We start from the raw sequence: 17,765 nt of genomic DNA on the forward strand, positions 1-17,765 counted from the left end.
CTATTATATCATATCAGGCCGATTTTGTGGGCAAGAGGCTGAAAGAGTCTGGTGACAAATTGATCCAGATTAGGTAAAGGTAGTGCCAGAGCTGCCAGCATTAATAAGCCAATTCCGCTTAACCAGAGCAGGCTGAGCAGGATTTTTGCGGTACGGGAACTTTCCTGTTGCCAGAAACGAAAAACTGCAGGTAAGCTGGCAGCCAGAATCGCCAAAAAACTGAACCAGAGCAGTGCACTGGGGGTCATCTCGTTTCCTCCCTTGTAAAGGATTGACTGGTAAGGCCGATATTTTCCAGATTGACATTGACCTGAATCAGGATCTGGCTGCTGGCAATCAGGTCAGGCCAGTTCTTTTCATATTGATGCCAGAGGTGATGCTGCTGGCGATGGAAGGTTTTGCCCAGGCCCAGCGGGTCAACCTGCCAGTGTTTGAATTTGTTAATGGTGCTGTTGAGGCGGATGGTCAAATCCCGGGCCAATAATTTTTCCACTTTTTTATAAGCTTCAGGGTTAGCTAAATTGATATGGGTTTGTTGTTCTGTTAAATTGGCTTTTAGTCTGATCTTAAGTTTAAAGGTTAAGGGCCGGGATTTGACCAGTTCCTTGCTGCATTCGGCCAGGCGAATCTGTACTGTTAATTTCTTATTGTTTCTCAGGTCAATGGTGATTGCCCCGTTTTTGATTTCATTGATCAACCACATATAAGCCCGCATTTCATTGACCGATAAAAACCCTTTCAGTCGAGAATTGTCAAAAACAGCCAGTCCCCCGAAAACAGGATTCTGTCCTTTCAATTCCAGTAAACCCAGGACCGGAGTTATTTCCGGATCGATCCATTGATTAATGAACTGATATAGTCTGAGGCTATAGCCACCGGAAGTGGTAGCCAGAAACCCGATTTGCTGGGCCATGGAAGTTTCAAATTGCGGTCTGGCAGCCAGAAATCTGGCTGCTGAACCTTTAGTAACAAAAAGCCAGACATTTTCCCGGATTTCCGGGTAACGGGTGAAAAAATCCAGCAGTTTGCCCGGATTTTCTCTGGCCAGATCTTCGTTAATCAAAACCGCAATAACATGCCCCCAGTAGAGTTCCCGGGATACCGAGAGGGATAAATTGCGGGCCGCAGCAAAAATCGTTTCCCCACTGCTGGAAACCAGGATCCGGCGCTGGGTTGGGGCTACTTCCCCGGCACTTTGTTCAGGTTTTATTACTTCTGCCGTCAGGCGCAGGGTGTTACCGGGGCCGGGGTCGATGGCCAGGCCCAGTGCTACTGCGCGGCGGTTTAATTCTTTAATACTCCAGCAGCCACTATTAAAAAGCAGCAGAAAAATCAGGAGGGGAAAGAGCAGTTTACGGCCTGCCAGCCATAACAGCAAACAAAAGGGAATGACAAAACCAAAGGTCAGCAGGGTATAGACTGGCCAGATGCCACCCAGAAAGGCAACCAGCTGGGAAATATTATCATAGAGAAAATAATTGGATGCGACCATTAGAGGTAATAGCAGCAAACCAATAGTTACTTCCCGGCTTTTGAGATTAAAAATATCCTTGATAGCAAAACAGGTCAACCAGTACCAGATTGCCAGTTTAACGAATACTGTAAGAATCCAGAAGGAAAGAAAAAGGGATTCCAGTCTTTCCAGAAAATTAAAAAGGGAAATTACCCTGGCTCCACTCAAAGTTGGGAAAACCAGTTTACGGACATATAAGGGGCCGAAAATGGAAACAATCCCGATAACATTTATGGTAAACAAAAATCCACAGATGGCTATGATTCCATAGCCAATTTTTCGCCCCCGTCTTTGGGTTTGTTGATTACCATGATAGATGAGAAAAGATAGACAGACTATTTCCGCAAACCAGCTGGCAGGAGTAACTGCACCTTTCAGCACCGGTAAAAAGCCTCGATCCAGAAAGGGAAGCAGGTTACCAAACTGATAGTTAGGCAAAGCCAGGAGAGCTAAAATTACGAAAAATATAAAAGAAACAGGCAGAAAAATTTCTGCAGTCCGGGCCAGGGTCTGAATTCCCAGGTTCAGGCAGTAGAGAATAGGAACCAGAATGGTCAGGAAAAAAATCATTTTAGGCGTTTCCGGCATAAAGACCGCCACCAGAATGGTAGTAAATTCCTGAAAAACTTCAATGGTGACATGGAAAAACCAGAAAGCATAGCCAAGACCAATAAGCCAGCCCAGTTTGCCCCATGTCTGGCGCAGGATGCTCAGTAAATGTTGACCGGGATAATAAGATTGGAGTCTGACCTGGATTTCGGCCAGCAAGAAGCCGGCCAGAGTAGCCAGTACAGCAGATAACCAGCTGTCATTCAGGGCATGATGGGTGGTAATAGCCGGTACGAATAGAATAGATGTGGAAAAGATAGCGGAAACGCCCAGCAGAATCGCTTGCCAGGGAGTCATGTTTTTTGCCTCCTGTTAAACCAGATGGGTACCCGCAGAATAAAATCCTTCAGACCTTGAATATTAAGGGGGGCGATCGGTGACATATAGGGCTGTCCGAAAGAATGCAGGCTGGTAACATGCAGCACTATCATTATTACCCCAAGCATAATGCCATAAAGGCCAAGGATAGCTGCTAAAGCTAACATGGGGAAGCGCAAAAGCCGCATAGCGATAGCCAGGGGGTAATTGCCGGCAGCAAAGGATGCAATACCGGTAACTGCCACCATGATTACCATGGCAGGAGCTACCAGGCCAGCCTTTACCGCTGCTTCACCGATAACCAGAGCCCCGACAATACTGACAGCCTGACCCACGGCCCGGGGTAAGCGCACCCCGGCTTCCCGCAGGGCTTCGAAAGAAACTTCCATGATCAATGCCTGGACAAAGATGGGAAAAGGGACGCCTTCCCGTTGTTGCATAAAATTCAGGAGTAAAACAGTAGGCAGCATTTCCGGATGAAAGCTGATTACCGCCACAAAAAGGGAAGGCAACAGCAAGGACAAAAGCAAGGAAGCCAGACGAATAGTACGAATCAGTGAAGCAATGGGATAGCGTTCATAATAATCCTCATTGGCCTGCCAGAACTGGTTAAAGGTAGTGGGGATAATCAGCACAAAAGGAGTGCCGTCACATAAGATGGCCACCCTGCCCTCCAGCAAATTGGCTACCACCCGGTCAGGCCGTTCAGTATGGGCGATTTGGGGAAAGACACTGTATTTGTTATCTTCAATAAACTCCTCCAGATAACCTGACTCCAGGACGGTAGGCAATTTGATGGCCTGCAGGCGTTTTTTTACTTCCAGGACCAGATCGGTGCGGGTGGTGCTGGTCAGATAGATAACAGCGACTTTGGTCGGTGCCAGGTCACCGATTTCCATTAATTCCACTTTCAGGTCGACAGTATTGAGCCGGCGCCGAATCAGGCTGATATTGGTCAACAGATTTTCCACAAAACCTTCCCGGGGACCACGGACTACTGTTTCCGATTCCGGTTCAGTTACCTGACGATCAGGATAGCCTTTAACTTCCAGGCCATAACAGGAACGCTGGTTTTGCAATAAAAGCAAACAGCTACCATTGAGTAGGGCCGGAATGGCTTCCTGCCAGCTATCGTATTTTTCCAGAGCATGGATGGTCAGGAGGGATTCATAATTAATCATTTCCAGTTTGGGTAGATGCAGAAGAAGGGGAGCAAGAACCTGGTCACTGACGGTCTTTTTAGTGACCAGGGACTCAAAAAACACCAGGGCCCCTTTACCATGGCGGGTATGAAAGGTTCGGATTTGCAAATCGGAGCTGGGGCTGAAAAGATTTTCAAGGAATTTGATATTTTTTTCTAATAGAGTGGAAATTGTGGGATTTGCCATATCCTGCTCACCTCCCCCATTATTATGTACTGTTTGTTTGATGAAAAATCTTATGATAGAATATACTAACGATAGTGTCATAGGGGTTTGGAGGTGAAAATATGGCAGCTGCTGCCAGTAAAGAAAACAAGACACTACCATTGCTGCCTCTGCGCGGTATTCTGGTCTTTCCTCACATGGTCATTCATCTCGATGTGGGACGGGAAAAATCCATCAAAGCCATCGATGAGGCCATGACTCAGGAGCGCTTGATTTTCCTGACCACTCAAAAAGAAGCACAAAATGATAATCCCGGTCCGGAAGATGTTTATGCTATTGGAACCATTGCGGAAGTCAAGCAATTGCTCAAATTACCGGGAGGTACCATTCGGGTGCTGGTGGAAGGTCTGGCCCGGGCACGGATTCGAAAGTACATAGCGGAAGAACCATTCTTCCAGGTTGAAGTCGAAGAACATATGGATGAAGAAAGAAAAACCCCGGAAACTGAAGCCCTGATGCGTACTTTGCTCAACCAGTTTGAGCAATACGTTAAGATCAGTAAAAAAATTCCTCCGGAAACTCTGGCCGGACTGATCAATCTGGACGAACCTGGGCGTCTGGCGGATATCATTGCTTCCCACCTGAGTCTGAAGGTAGAAGAAAAGCAGGCTATCCTGGAAGCATTCTCCGTGGCAGAACGGCTGGAAAAACTCTGTGAAATCGTCGGCAAGGAACTGGAAATCGTGGAGCTGGAACGGCGCATCAATATCCGCGTCCGCAAACAGATGGAAAAGTCCCAGCGGGAGTACTATTTGCGGGAGCAAATCAAGGCCATCCAGAAGGAGCTGGGAGAAAAGGACGAACGGGTAGCAGAAAGTGAGGAATACCGGGAAAAGATCAAGGCCGCCAAAATGCCGAAAGAAGTAGAGGAAAAAGCCTTGAAAGAGGTAGAGCGGCTGGAAAAAATGCCTCCCATGGTGGCAGAGACCGCTGTGATTCGTACATATCTGGACTGGCTCCTGGCTATGCCCTGGGCCAAAGAAACCAGAGATCGCATTGACATCAAACGGGCAGAACAGATTCTGGATGAGGACCATTACGGCCTGGAAAAGGTCAAGGAGCGCATCCTTGAATATCTGGCTATTCGCAAACTGGCCAAGAAGATGAAAGGTCCTATTCTCTGTCTGGTAGGCCCGCCGGGGGTGGGCAAAACCTCCCTGGTCAAATCCATAGCCCGGGCGTTAGAGCGCAAATATATTCGCATGTCCCTGGGTGGGGTACGGGATGAAGCGGAAATCCGCGGCCATCGCCGCACCTATGTAGGCGCATTGCCTGGCCGCATCATTCAGGGTATCAAACAGGCAGGGTCCAAAAACCCAGTTTTCTGTCTGGACGAAATCGATAAAATGTCCATGGACTTTCGGGGAGACCCGTCGGCGGCTCTGCTGGAAGTGCTGGACCCGGAACAAAATGCTAATTTTGTCGATCACTACCTGGAAGTGCCCTTTGATTTATCCAAGGTGATGTTTATCACTACTGCCAACAATCTGTATAGCATTCCGCGGCCTTTGCTGGACCGGATGGAAGTAATTCATGTCAGCGGTTATACCGAGGAGGAAAAAGTACAAATCGCCCTGCGTTATCTTTTGCCCAAGCAGGTCAAGGAACATGGGCTGAAACCGGAACAATTGCAGGTTTCGGAAAATGTTATCCGCCGCATCATCCGGCAGTATACCAAGGAGAGCGGGGTTCGCAACCTGGAACGGCAAGTGGCTGCTCTCTGCCGGAAAGCGGCCCGTCAGATTGTACAGGAAGAGGCAGAAACCGTCAAGGTCACGGTGCAGAATCTGGAGCAATACCTTGGTATTCCCCGTTTCCGCTATGGTACAGCGGAAAAGGCCAATGAAGTGGGAGTAGCTACCGGTCTGGCCTGGACGGAAGTAGGGGGAGACACCCTGGCCATTGAGGTTTCCCTGATGAAAGGAAAGGGCAAGCTCACCCTGACAGGCAAGCTGGGGGATGTCATGAAAGAGTCGGCCCAGGCAGGCTTTACCTATGTGCGCTCCCGGGCCGAACAGCTGGGAATTGACCCTGAATTCCACGAAAACACTGATATCCATATCCACGTACCGGAGGGAGCTATTCCCAAGGATGGGCCTTCGGCGGGGATTACCATGGCCACGGCCCTGGCTTCAGCTCTGCTCAACAAACCGGTGCGCTGTGATGTAGCCATGACGGGGGAAATTACCCTGCGGGGACGGGTTCTGCCCATAGGCGGGGTCAAGGAAAAAGTGCTGGCTGCCCACCGGGCCGGAATTACCACGGTAATTTTACCCAGCGAAAACAAGAAAGACCTGGAGGAAATTCCAGCGAATGTGCGCAAAAAGCTCAAGTTCGTCCTGGTTGACCATATGGACCAGGTCTTGAAAGAAGCCATAGTCTGGAATGAAACCGAAGCTCCCAGGTGTGGTGAGGAACAGCATGAAAATCATTAAGGCAGAATATACTGTTAGTGCAGTCAAAGCAGAACAATATCCTCAGGACGGCCGGCCGGAAATTGCCTTCGCCGGCCGTTCCAATGTGGGCAAATCTTCTCTTATCAATACCCTGGTGCAGAGAAAAAACCTGGCCCGTACCAGTTCCCAGCCGGGCAAAACCCAGACCATCAATTTTTATAGTGTCAATGACCTGCTTTACCTCGTGGATTTGCCCGGCTATGGTTTTGCCCGGGTTTCCAGGGCGGAACGGGAGCGCTGGGGACGTTTTATTGAAGCCTATCTCAATCAACGCCGGGAGCTGGTGGCAGTGGTGCTGCTGGTGGATATTCGCCATCCCCCTACCCGGGATGACGTGATGATGTATGACTGGCTCTGCTACTTCAACAAACCGACCCTGGTGGTAGCCACTAAGGCGGATAAAATCAGCCGGGGGCAATGGGCCAAACACCTGAAGATTATCAGGAATGAGCTGGGGTTAAAACCGGAACACCAGCTGCTGCCCTTTTCGGCAGAGACCAGGCAGGGTCGGGAAGAAGTATGGGACTGGCTGGCCCGGGCCGCAGGAATTACTGAGGAGAACGGAGGCTGAGGCATGCTGGAAATCGGTATTCTCCTGGTCAGTTTGGGAGTAATTTTGTTAGGAGCAGAGCTGTTCACCAACGGGGTGGAATGGCTGGGGAAACGATTAGGAATGAACGAAGGGGCGGTGGGCAGTATTCTGGCAGCGGTGGGGACGGCCCTGCCGGAAACCCTGGTACCCATTATAGCCATTCTCTTCAACGCTGGCCGGGAGGCTGGTACAGAAATCGGTATTGGAGCTATTCTGGGAGCTCCGTTTATGCTGGGAACCCTGGCTTTTTGTGTGTCCGGGCTGGCAGCTCTGGCTTTTGCCTATCGGCGCCCCAGCCGCACCTGGATGACAGTGGATAAGAGGGTAGTTGGCCGGGATTTGCGTTTCTTCTTGCTGGTCTATGCTCTGGCCATTGTGGCTTCATTCCTGACTATAAGGCAGTTGAAACTGGCAGTGGCAGTGGCCTTGCTGGGAGCCTATATTATTTATGCTTATAAAACCATTCAGGATGAGGAAGGGGTAGAATGTGAATGCCTTTCTCCTCTCACCTTTGCCAGAAATAATCCCAACCCCGCCCTGGGCATAATCCTGTTACAGGTTGTAACTGCTTTAGGGGCCATTGTACTGGGGGCTGAGTATTTCGTCAAATCTCTGGAAGTTCTTTCGGGACACTGGGGTATTTCGCCGCTGGTCCTGTCCCTGATTATCACGCCCATTGCCACTGAGTTACCGGAAAAGTTCAATTCAGTAATCTGGATTCGGCAGGGAAGGGACACTCTGGCGCTGGGTAATATTTCCGGGGCAATGGTTTTCCAGAGTTCAGTTATTCCCGCTCTGGGGATCTTCCTGACCCCCTGGCAATTTACCTGGCCTTCTTTACCGCTTATTAGCTCCTTTTTTGCTCTGGCCTCCGCAGGTTATGTTTATCTTTTGATGAACATCAAAGGCAGGATTAGTGCCTTTACCTTGCTGGCAGGCGGTATTTTTTACGGGTTATTTTTGTTAATCGCCTTTAGCCAGTGATATTGACAAGAAGCGGGGGAGAGGATATAATTAAGTTGCGGTAAACGATAATAACACTCATTAGCGAAAATGTAAAAAAGTTTACAAGTTTGGAGTTCATTTTTGAACTCCAATACCATAGACCCACACCCACTCATCCATCCTCTCCCCATGTTAAAGCCCCGGTCATGACCGGGGCCCTTGTTTTTATTGCTGTCGATCCAGATAGCGCACTGCTGCCAGAGCCGCTACCAGCCCTTCTCCTACAGCCTTGGCCAGCTGGTAGGGGGTACCGGTACAGTCCCCGGCGGCAAAAACACCTGGGAGATTGGTTTCCTGCTGGCGGTTGACTTTAATATGGTTATCCTCCAGCTCTAGCCCTGGAATCAGTTGACCGGGTGGTAAGGTCTCTTTTTCCAGAAAAACTCCATCCACTGTCAGCCGGGTACCGTCGGCCAGCTCCAGGGCCTCCACCTTATCCTGACCATGGATTGCCCTGGGCTTAATGAACACAACCTCCAGATTGGCAGCTTGAAAACCTATATTCTTTTCATAAAGGGGAAGATAGTAGACTTTGCCGCAGATCTGGGTCAAGAAAGGCAGTTCTTCTTCCCCTTTGGGATTTTCGGCTATGTAGGCTACTGTTTTACCCTGATAAAGGGGACCATCGCAAGTGGCACAATAGCCTACTCCTTTGCCCAGCAGTTCCTGTTCTCCAGGCAAAAAGCGGGCCATAGGTATGCCGGTGGCGATAATCACCGTTCTGGCCTGGTAGAATTCATTTTTGGCCAGCAGGCCAAAAACTTCTCCCTGAGGTGCGACCTGAGTAACCTGCTGGGGCAGGATATTGAGCCCCAGACTCTGGTAATGGGCGAGAAAACGCTGGCGCATTTCATCTCCGCTCATTTCCGGCAGGCCCAGGTAATTGTCCACCCGGGGGGCTTTATGTAATTTAGGGGAACAAAAATCTGTCCCGAAGTGGATGATGGACTTACGGCGAATCTGACCATTGATGGCGGCTGAAAGGCCAGCGGGGCCGCAGCCGATGATGGCGATATCATAGATTTTATCCTCCATGCCAATCCCCTTTCTGTTGCTTGTGTTTCTTTCATAGTATGACCGGTAGAGGAAAAAGTTAGACCTGGCAGGGATTGGGGATTTAGTGGAGAATATAAACAAGGGATTCTGGAGGTGAGGGTTGTGTTGCGGGAGGAATGCGCTTTTTGTCTGCGGGATATTCCCCTTTTTGCCGGGGTACAGGAAGATCTTTTCCAGCATATTTGCCAGAATACAGGGAAAAGGCACCTGGAAAAAGGGGAGGAACTGTTTCGGCAAGGGGAACCGGCGGAAACGGTATTTCTGCTCAAAGAGGGTTCTGTCAAACTGATCCAGTTTACAGAAGAAGGCAGGGAAGTGATTGTTGATATTGCTGGCAAAGGGGATGTACTGGGGGAAGAAAACCTGTTTTCAGTGCAAAACTGGCCGGTAACGGCAATCGCTCTGGAGAACACCCGCTGCTGTACCATCAGCAGACAGCAGCTGGAAAAGGCGGTGCTGGCTCAGCCCCGCCTGACCATGCAGTTAATTAGCTATCTGGGGAGCAAGTTTTATCAGGCTCTGGAAAGCAAGGGGGAGTTATTGACCGATACCGTGCCGGTACGCCTGAGCAAGTTACTGGTCCGGCTGGCCCGGGAGCATGGTCGTTCCACTCCCCAGGGGACGGTGATCCAGGTTCAGCTGACCCAGCAGGACCTGGCCGATATGCTGGGAGTTTCCCGGGTAATTGTGGTCCAGGCCTTAAAAGAACTGAAGGAAAGCGGCAGAATTGACAAACAGGGGAGATATTATTTGCTCAAGGACAAATGTTTTTAATTTTTAATGGGACAGGGCTGAGCGGGCCGGCTCTGGATTGACCAACTCCTTTTCTGGCAGAGGAGCAGCCAGCTGGCCGGTACTGACCATCATTTCCTGGAGATTATTAAAAGCAGTTGCGGCAGGGAGAGGACTTTCGGCCCAGACTCCGGCCTGATAATAGCGGGTAAGCATTTGCTCCAGTTCTGCCTGGCTGTATTCGGGGAAGAAGGGCTTGATGGCAGCGGCCGTATCGGTCGGGGTATGTTCTGCCACCCAGCGCTGGGCCCGGGCCAGGGCCCGCAGGAAGGCCAGGGTGGAGGTCTTTTTTAATTCCAGAGTGGAGGGCAAGCTCAGGTAAACCGCAAAAGGCAATTCTGGCTCAGCCTGGCCCAGAGAGGCCAGTACCTTTCCCTGTCCCTGGTTTTCCAGTTTAGAAGCTAGCGGTTCGAAGGCCTGCAGATAATGGCCACTGCCGCTGACAAAAGCTCCTTCTACCCATTCGGAGGGGATATTTTGCACCAGCGTAACATCCCTATATGGTTTAATCCCCTGTTGCTGCAAGAGCCAGGCGAGGGACATTTCCGGCATGCTTCCCCGGCGGCTGGTGATAACCATTTTGCCTTTGAGATTTTTCCAGGTGAAATCAGGTTCAGGCTGGCGGCCAATTAAAAAGGAACCATCCCGGCGGGTTAACTGGGCGAAAACCACGGGCAATTCCCGCAGAGGAGGGTGCTGGCGGCGAGCCTGAAGGACCAGGTCAGGCCCGGCCAGGATAAAATCAGTTTCCTGCTTGAACAGGGAAGCTAGAGATTTATCTCCGCCCCAGGCAGTTTGAAGCTGAACTTCCAGGTGTTCGGCCTGAAAAAAGCCCTGGCTGAAGGCTACATACTGGGGAGCATAATAGACACTGCGCACAGCTTCGGTCAAACGGACCGGGGTTAATTTTTTTTCAGTGATAGGGGGTTTGGCTTCTTTGCTGAGGCTGCAACCTGCCAGGAGCAAGGAAATAAGCATAACCAGTACCCATCTGAAGATGTTCATTTTCCACCCGCCTCTCCTTCATCAGTATGGAGTCACTATTTTCAATATATGAATTTTTAACTTATAATAGAAGGGTAAAAAAGAAAGGAGGCAGGAAATGATAGGGAAAATGGAACTGGCGACGGGAATTTTTCTTCTCACCTATGCGCTGATTGTGGCGGAAAAACTGCCACGCACAGCTGTAGCCCTGGCCGGTGGTCTGGCTATGATTTTGCTGGGTTTAGAGACCCAGGAGCAGGGGTTACATCATGTGGATTTTAATACCCTTGGCTTATTGATCGGGATGATGATCATTGTGGGGATTATTCGCAAAACCGGAGTTTTTGAGTATCTGGCCCTGACATCTGTGCGGCTGGCCAAGGGGCGGCCGTTAGCTTTGCTGGTTTACCTGAGTCTTTTAACTGCGGGCTCTTCCGCTTTTCTGGATAATGTCACCACGGTTTTGCTGGTTGCACCCGTTACCTTTACTCTCTGCCGGGAAATGGGGATTAGCCCTATACCCTTTCTCATCAGCGAGATCATCGCTTCCAACGTAGGTGGAACGGCGACTCTCATCGGGGACCCACCCAACATTATGATCGGTAGTGCCGTCAAGGAGCTGAGTTTCCTTGATTTCATGCTGCACCTTGGCCCGGTGGCGATTATTCTTATGGCAGTCACCTTGCCGATTCTGGTTTTGATTTACCGGCGCCAGCTGGTTATCGATGAGGAGACCCGGCAGCGGCTGTTACAGCTGGATCCGGCGCGAGAACTGAAAAAGGGACCATTGCTTTATCAATCTTTGGGAGTACTGGCCTTGACCATTCTGGGCTTTTTCCTGCACCAGGTTTTTCATATTGAATCAGCCACCATTGCCATGGGGGGAGCGGTACTCTTGCTGTTGCTCTCCCGGATTGATCTGGAGGAAGCTTTTCATACAGTGGAATGGGGAACCATTTTCTTTTTTGTAGGCCTGTTTGCCCTGGTAGGTGGCCTGGTGGAAACGGGAGTAATCAGCCGGCTGGCCCAGTGGACTCTGACTGTCACCAGCGGGGATACGGAGCTGGCGGCAGGATTGATTCTCTGGGTGGCAGCCCTGGCTTCGGCATTTGTGGATAATATTCCCTTTGTAGCTACTATGATTCCTTTGATCAAGGAGGTAGGCCTGAGCGGCGGGATTGCCAATCTGGAACCCCTCTGGTGGTCGCTGGCTCTGGGAGCCTGCCTGGGCGGCAATGGCACCCTGGTAGGTGCTTCAGCCAACGTGATTGTAGCGGGAATGGCTGAGAGTCAGGGTAAACCCATCGGTTTCCTGCGCTTTATGCTGGTAGCCTTCCCCTTGATGCTGCTTTCGATTGTTATAAGCCATATCTATATAACCTGGCGCTACTTCTAAGTCAAACCCCCTGACCTTACCGGCAGGTAAGGCCAGGGGGTTTTTTAGGTCCAGGGACAGGCCAGCGGATCACTGGTAAGATGGAGGACCTGAAAACCGGCTTCACTGAGGGCGCATTTTACCAGCTCTTCATCCTCTTGGGCCAGTTTGAGCACAATTTCATCGGGTAAAACCACCAGTTTCTCCACCCAGAGATTGTACTTATCAAGGGCAGCGATCAGGCTGGCTAAAAAACCCTTGCGGGGATGGAGGGCGATGGTTACCCTGGTACCGGGTTCGGCAAAACCGAAAGCGGTGGCAAAAATGCGAAAAACATCGGTTTCGGTGATAATACCCACCAGGCGTTGGTTCTCCACCACAGGCAGACAATCCAGATGGCAGCTGGCAAAGAGATGGGCTGCTGCTTCAACCGTGGCGGTTGGTTCAATAAAATGGGGATCGGTTTTCATGATTTGTCGGACCGGGGTCCGGCCCAGCAAGTTGGCTTCATACTTGCTCAACTCCTTGCGCGGAAAAAGGCGCAGGATATCGGTTTCACTGAGCAGACCAACCAGTTTGCCCTCCCTGGTGATTACCGGCAAATGCCGGACACTGTGAGTGCGCATCAACTCCAGAGCCTGCCCAACCTGGGCATCAGCACTGATGCTGACCGGCTGGGGTGTCATGATTTCTGCAATCAGCATTTTATCCCCTCCTCCTCTATAGTTTTCGCTTCAAATGAAAAAAATCCTGTCAGCCGGGGCAAGTTATTACTGTGGAGGTGGTTATTATGCCTTTTTTCCTGGCACTGGCTTTGACCTGGGCGTCTATGCCCCTGGTGATGGAATTAGCCGAAAAAATGGGGGCGGTGGCCCAACCGGGAGGACGTCATATTCATGCCCGGCCTATACCCCGCCTGGGGGGACTGGGAATAGCTCTGGGCCTGTTTATTGGCTGGCCCCTGGCGGTAGGGCTGGATTCCCGGCTGGCAGGGCTGATTTTAAGCAGTTTGTGGCTGGTATTACTGGGCATAATCGATGACTGGCGGGGGATGAAAGCCTGGCATAAACTGCTGGGCCAGCTGGCTGCGGCCCTGATTCTGGTGGGCTATGGTTTTTACAGTCAGTGGGCTGTGAATCCTTTTGGTGGCCTGTTCTATATTGATGGCCTGGGAGCGGTATTTTCTATCCTCTGGATCGTCGGTCTGGTCAATACTATTAACCTGACTGATGGTTTAGATGGACTGGCAGGCGGGATTACCCTTTTTGCCAGCCTTTTTCTGGCCTTGCTTTTTGCCGGGGCCGGGGAATGGCGGGCGGCCCGGCTGGCCCTGGTGCTGGCCGGGGCGGTACTGGGCTTTCTCTTTTATAACTTCCATCCAGCCCGCATTTTTCTCGGGGATACAGGCAGTATGTTGCTGGGATTTACCCTGGCGGCCATAACTCTGGAAGGAATGGCTGGTGCCCTCTCCCTGGTACGCATTCTGGTGCCGGTACTTATCCTGGCCTTGCCCATCAGTGATGTCCTGCTGGCGATTATCCGGCGGCGGGCCAACGGGCAGGGCGTTTTTGTCCCCGATCGGGGGCATTTGCATCACCGTCTGCTGGATTGGGGTTTAAGCCAGCGGCAGGCGGTACTGGTCCTCTATGGCGGAACTTGCAGTCTGGGTTTACTGGCTATCGGCCTGTCAGGCATCAATCTCTATTACTCTTTTACTGCCCTCCTGGCAGGAGGCATCATCTTGCGCTGGCTCTATGGCCAGAGAAGGGAGGTAGCCTGAAATGCGGCGTACGCTGGGGATATTGCTGATTTTCATCCTTTTTGGGGCAGGAATCTGGTGGTACCGGGAAGGGAAAATTTCTCCTCCCATTAGCGGTCAGGCAGTACGTAAACCCCAGCTACCGGGTTTTACCGTACTTCTGGTAGGACTGGACAAGCGCCCTCACGATCCTACCCCTCGCAGTGATTCCATTATCGCCGTGCGGGTAGATCCCGAGAAGAAGCAGATTGGCGCTCTTTCCATTCCCCGCGATACCCGGGTATTGCAGCCTGATGGTGTGATGGGGAGAATTAACCGGGTCTATTTCAAATGGAAAATCGATGGGTTGTTGCTGGCAGTTAATCACCTGCTGGGTACTGCTATTGAACGCTATATTATCACTGATATAGCAGGATTGGCTCAGGTGGTGGATGCCCTGGGAGGGGTAACTATCTATGTGGAAAAAGATATGTACTGGCGGGATGACCTGGGGGAAATCAATCTCAAAAAAGGCTGGCACAGACTCAATGGTCAGCAGGCTGCGGGCTATGCCCGTTTTCGCCATGACCCCCAGGCAGACATCGGCCGCACCCGGCGGCAGCAAAAACTGCTCCAGGCTATCTGGCAGGAAGCCAGAAAGCCGCAAAACCTGGGGCGGCTGCCTCAGGTCTGGCTGAAAATCAATCAGGCGGTGACCAGCAATCTATCCTGGCAGGAAAAAAGCCAGCTGGCTGAGGCTTTTTTGACTATCGAGGGTTACCAGGTCAAAACGGCTACTCTGCCGGGCCGGCCAGCTTATATCGGCGGAGCCAGTTACTGGCTGGTGGAGAGAGCGGCAGTTGAAAAAAGTGTAAAAGAAATTTTAGGCAGATAAAAATAAAAGGATTTTATTCCTTTCTGTCGAAATACATTATCATTATTGATATTGCTGGAATTTAAGGAGCGATGTTAGTTGAAAATCCGATTTGGTGCGGCAGGCAACCCTGATTCCTTTTATGCTGCCGGTTACAGGTCTTCGCTGCAGATGCCTGCCTATCTGGCCAGTCTGGGTCTAAATGCCTATGAGTATCAGCTCAGCCGCGGGGTACGGATTTCGGAAAAGATGGCCAGGCAGCTGGGGGAAGAAGCGGTTAAGCATGATGTTCTCCTTAGCGTTCATGCTCCCTATTACATTAATTTTGCCTCACCGGATCCGCAAATTCAGGCCAGCTCCCGGGAACACCTGCTCAAGTCAGTAGAAGCAGCCCGCTGGCTGGGAGCACAACGGGTGGTATTTCATCCCGGCGGAGCGGCCCGGATGGAGCGGGAAACGGCGGTACAACTGGTCAAAGAGAGGCTACAGGAGGTTATCGCCATCCTGGAAGACCGGGGCTGGACGGATGTTTATCTTTGCCCGGAAACCATGGGCAAGAAAAACCAGGTGGGCACTCTGGCGGAAGTGATTGAATTTTGCCAGTTCAGCCCCATGCTATTGCCATGTGTGGATTTTGGGCATCTCAATGCCCTCTTGCAGGGAGAGCTGGAGACGGAAGCGGGCATGAATCGGGTACTGGAGGACCTGGCAGCTGGTCTGGGCCCGGATGTGCTGAGCAAGTTGCATGTCCATTTCAGTCCGGTGGAGTACACAACCGGTGGAGAAAAACGGCATGCTACTGTAGCGGATGGAATTCCTCCGGATTTTCGCTGGCTGGTTCCGGGATTGAAGGCATGGAAAGCAACTCCGGTGATTATCTGCGAATCAGCGGGGACCCAGGCGGAAGATGCCTGTCATTATCGCGACCTCTATCTTGAGGGATAATGGAGCAGAGAGAGGGAAACCGGATGAAAAGAAAAATGTCTCTAGTTAAGCAATTCAGTATCTCCAGTTTTATTGTCATCAGTTTGCTGGGGGCGGTGCTGGCTATTACTTTTTCCGTTTTTTTCGAAAAACAGGTACTGAATGTGTCGGCAGAACGGACAGCTGATCTAGTCAATATCATTGTCTCCTATTCTCTGCGCCCGGAGGATTTCAGCCAGCCCATGATTGGACCCCGGCTGGATGCTTTCGATACTGTGATCAAAGAAAATATCACCAATGAAGAGAATATGAAACTGGTCAAAATCTGGAATGCCCAGGGGTTGATCATCTATTCTAATAAAACGGACTTGATAGGTCAACGCTTTCCTATGGAAAGCGACTTGAAAACAGCGCTGGCCGGGAAAACAGTAGCGGAAATTGCCAGTATGGAAAAGCCGGAAAACCAGATAGATGAGCTGGATCCATCCAGGCGCTATATAGAGGTTTATGTTCCCATCCGCGATAAAGCTTCTGGTCAGACGCTGGGCGTATTTGAGGTTTATCGGGAAGCGGATAATATCTACGAGTATATTGCCAATGGGCAAAAATTCGGTCGTTTCTTCATTGGCATCAGCTTTCTGGTCTTATATTTATCTCTGTACCAGATTGTTAAGCGGGCAGCTAAAACCATTGAGGAACAAAATGTGGCCATTCGGCGTCTGACCAGTCGTCTGGATGAGACCATGGCGGCCCAGGAGGCCATCCATGTAGGTACCATTAAAGCTCTGATGAGTGCCCTGGATGCCAAGGATCATTATACTGCCGGGCATTGCATGCGGGTGACTGACTATGCCCTTTTACTGGGGAGAGCTGTTAATTTGCCTCAGGAGCGTCTGGATTTGCTGGAAGAAGCCGCCCTTTTCCATGACATCGGCAAAATCGGTATTCCCGAGCAAATTCTGAACAAAAAGGATTCCCTGACCACGGAAGAATTTGAAGAAATGAAAAAACACCCGGTAATTGGTGCCGAAATCATTGCCTCTACCAGGGTATTTGCTGAACACGCCGAACTGGTCCGCCATCACCATGAGCGTTTTGACGGGCGAGGTTATCCTGATGGGCTGAAAGGAGAGGAAATTCCCATTGAGGCCAGGATTATGGCCATAGCTGATACCTATGATGCCATGACCAGTGACCGGCCTTATCGCAGCCGGATGTCAAAGGAAAAGGCGATTAATATTTTGCTGGATTGCCGGGGTACCCAGTTTGACCCGCAACTGGTAGATGTTTTTGTGGAATTGATCCGTTAAAAAGGGGGGAGTTGAGTGGAGCTGACAGGTAAACATTTGCGCCGTCTGCCGCTTTTTGCCGGTTTGCCGGAAGAGGCCCTGAACGAACTGGCCAAACTGGTGAGGGTGAGAAATTATAAAAAAGACATGCTGATTTTTCTGGAAGGGGAGCCCGGAGAGGGTTTGCATTTTGTCCAGCAGGGGAAAGTAAAAATCTACAAAATGGCCAGTGATGGCAAGGAACAGATTTTGCATTTCCGTCAGCCCGGTGATATTTTCGCCGAAGTTACCCTTTTTGATGGCGGGCCTTATCCAGCTTCGGCGGAAACTATTGAGGAAAGCCAGATTGGCATTATCCGTAATGCTGATCTTTACCAGTGGCTGGAACATCATCCCTCCCTGACGGTGCAGTTGCTGAAGGACATGGCCAAAAAACTCAGGGAAGCCCAGCAACGGCTGGTGGAACTGGTTCAGAAAGACACCTACGGTCGGGTTGCTTCTACCTTACTAAGGCTCGCCGAAAGTTTCGGCAGTGAGTGTGCAGTTTGCAAGGAAAGCACAGTCATTAACCTCTACCTGGACCGTCAGGAACTGGCCAATTATGCTGGCACTTCTCGGGAGACGGCAACCCGGATTTTGCAGGACCTGGCCCGCAGTGGAATCATTAAACTGGAAGGCAAAAAAATTACTATTCTCAAACAAAAGGAACTGGAACGCTGGTTGTAGAGTGTGAGCAATCTCACACTCTTTTTTGTTTTTGCTTACAGTAACCTGCTGTCTGCCTCCGGTATAATTAGCCCTGAACAAAACTAA

At 50.7% G+C, this 17,765-nt stretch carries 16 protein-coding genes; 10 read left to right on the forward strand and 6 right to left on the reverse strand.

The genetic code is table 11. The annotated features are described in order from the left end of the window. Positions 1-8 precede the first annotated feature (8 nt). Genes ULO1_RS06460 through ULO1_RS06470 form a run of 3 tightly spaced genes read right to left on the reverse strand, consistent with a single transcriptional unit; the run spans position 9 to position 3,828 of the window. Positions 9-248: a hypothetical protein gene (locus ULO1_RS06460; RefSeq protein ID WP_079933207.1), complete on the reverse strand. Its 240-nt coding sequence runs from the start codon at positions 246-248 to the stop codon at positions 9-11. Then, entirely contained in the window at positions 245-2,419 is a 2,175-nt protein-coding gene (locus tag ULO1_RS06465; protein ID WP_079933208.1) for a Ger(x)C family spore germination protein, read from the reverse strand. Before ULO1_RS06465 ends, ULO1_RS06460 begins: the two co-directional genes overlap by 4 nt. Then, positions 2,416-3,828, reverse strand: a complete 1,413-nt coding sequence (locus ULO1_RS06470; protein WP_159071807.1) for a spore germination protein — start codon at positions 3,826-3,828, stop codon at positions 2,416-2,418. Before ULO1_RS06470 ends, ULO1_RS06465 begins: the two co-directional genes overlap by 4 nt. Positions 3,829-3,929: 101 nt before the next feature. Between ULO1_RS06470 and lon the strand changes: the two genes are divergently transcribed. Genes lon through ULO1_RS06485 form a run of 3 tightly spaced genes read left to right on the forward strand, consistent with a single transcriptional unit; the run spans position 3,930 to position 7,899 of the window. Further along, on the forward strand, positions 3,930-6,302 hold the full coding sequence (gene lon, locus ULO1_RS06475; protein ID WP_079933209.1) for an endopeptidase La: 2,373 nt from the start codon (positions 3,930-3,932) through the stop codon (positions 6,300-6,302). Next, positions 6,289-6,894: a ribosome biogenesis GTP-binding protein YihA/YsxC gene (gene yihA, locus ULO1_RS06480; protein ID WP_078664302.1), complete on the forward strand. Its 606-nt coding sequence runs from the start codon at positions 6,289-6,291 to the stop codon at positions 6,892-6,894. Before lon ends, yihA begins: the two co-directional genes overlap by 14 nt. A gap of 3 nt (positions 6,895-6,897) precedes the next feature. Next, positions 6,898-7,899 carry a sodium:calcium antiporter gene (locus ULO1_RS06485; RefSeq protein ID WP_079906242.1) on the forward strand — a complete coding sequence of 334 codons (1,002 nt, stop codon included), beginning with the start codon at positions 6,898-6,900 and terminating at the stop codon, positions 7,897-7,899. Positions 7,900-8,085: 186 nt separating this feature from the next. On the opposite strand, the gene ULO1_RS06490 is transcribed toward ULO1_RS06485, so the two are convergent. Then, the gene (locus ULO1_RS06490; protein ID WP_079906243.1) at positions 8,086-8,955 is read right to left on the reverse strand and encodes an NAD(P)/FAD-dependent oxidoreductase; all 870 of its coding nucleotides are present in this window, start codon (positions 8,953-8,955) and stop codon (positions 8,086-8,088) included. 123 nt (positions 8,956-9,078) lie between these two features. Here ULO1_RS06490 and ULO1_RS06495 point away from each other — a divergent pair, with 123 nt between their 5' ends. Further along, positions 9,079-9,750, forward strand: coding sequence for a Crp/Fnr family transcriptional regulator (locus ULO1_RS06495; RefSeq protein ID WP_143311760.1), 672 nt, complete (start codon positions 9,079-9,081; stop codon positions 9,748-9,750). A gap of 3 nt (positions 9,751-9,753) precedes the next feature. On the opposite strand, the gene ULO1_RS06500 is transcribed toward ULO1_RS06495, so the two are convergent. Next, positions 9,754-10,773, reverse strand: a complete 1,020-nt coding sequence (locus tag ULO1_RS06500) for an ABC transporter substrate-binding protein (RefSeq protein WP_079933210.1) — start codon at positions 10,771-10,773, stop codon at positions 9,754-9,756. Positions 10,774-10,870: 97 nt separating this feature from the next. Between ULO1_RS06500 and ULO1_RS06505 the strand changes: the two genes are divergently transcribed. Next, positions 10,871-12,148: an ArsB/NhaD family transporter gene (locus ULO1_RS06505; RefSeq protein WP_079933211.1), complete on the forward strand. Its 1,278-nt coding sequence runs from the start codon at positions 10,871-10,873 to the stop codon at positions 12,146-12,148. 44 nt (positions 12,149-12,192) lie between these two features. On the opposite strand, the gene ULO1_RS06510 is transcribed toward ULO1_RS06505, so the two are convergent. After that, the gene (locus ULO1_RS06510; RefSeq protein WP_079906246.1) at positions 12,193-12,831 is read right to left on the reverse strand and encodes a CBS domain-containing protein; all 639 of its coding nucleotides are present in this window, start codon (positions 12,829-12,831) and stop codon (positions 12,193-12,195) included. Between the two features lie 86 nt (positions 12,832-12,917). Between ULO1_RS06510 and ULO1_RS06515 the strand changes: the two genes are divergently transcribed. From ULO1_RS06515 to ULO1_RS06535, 5 genes are all read left to right on the forward strand, one after another. Next, complete coding sequence (locus ULO1_RS06515) at positions 12,918-13,907, forward strand: glycosyltransferase family 4 protein (RefSeq protein ID WP_079933212.1); 990 nt, start codon at positions 12,918-12,920, stop codon at positions 13,905-13,907. Position 13,908: 1 nt separating this feature from the next. After that, a complete protein-coding gene (locus ULO1_RS06520; protein WP_079906248.1) occupies positions 13,909-14,760 on the forward strand; it encodes an LCP family protein in 852 nt (283 codons plus the stop codon). 78 nt (positions 14,761-14,838) lie between these two features. Then, a complete protein-coding gene (locus ULO1_RS06525) occupies positions 14,839-15,684 on the forward strand; it encodes a TIM barrel protein (RefSeq protein ID WP_078664293.1) in 846 nt (281 codons plus the stop codon). Positions 15,685-15,707: 23 nt separating this feature from the next. Next, positions 15,708-16,973: an HD-GYP domain-containing protein gene (locus ULO1_RS06530; protein ID WP_159446840.1), complete on the forward strand. Its 1,266-nt coding sequence runs from the start codon at positions 15,708-15,710 to the stop codon at positions 16,971-16,973. A 15-nt stretch (positions 16,974-16,988) separates the two neighbouring features. Beyond that, a complete protein-coding gene (locus ULO1_RS06535; RefSeq protein WP_242947907.1) occupies positions 16,989-17,678 on the forward strand; it encodes a Crp/Fnr family transcriptional regulator in 690 nt (229 codons plus the stop codon). Positions 17,679-17,765: the final 87 nt, after the last annotated feature.

This window comes from Carboxydocella sp. ULO1, assembly GCF_002049255.1.
Lineage (GTDB): Bacteria > Bacillota.